Below are 260 nucleotides of genomic sequence, written 5' to 3' on the forward strand. Positions count from 1 at the left end.
GCCGCCGCACCAGCCAGTCGGCCATCACGGTGCGCGCCAGCGTGCGGCCGGTCACGACCGTGCCGGTGCGGGCCTGGCGGCCGGCCACGCTTTGCATCTCTTCCCGCGAGCTCTCTACGCCGCGCACCATCTGGCTGGCGTTCTCCAGGAAGCTCTCGCCCGCGGGCGTCCGCGCCACGGGCGACCTGCCGCGCTCCACCAGCGCCGTGCCCGCCCACGACTCCAGTGCGCGGATGCGGCGGCCGAAGGCGGGGTGGGTC

The 260-nt window shown here is 76.2% G+C and carries 1 protein-coding gene; it reads right to left on the bottom strand.

Translation table 11 applies throughout. The features are described from left to right. Nucleotides 1–260 (bottom strand): LysR family transcriptional regulator (locus tag AC0IYU_RS34865; protein ID WP_472126979.1); only part of this gene is annotated, 260 nt, incomplete at both ends.

The organism is Variovorax sp. AC103, assembly GCF_979254005.1.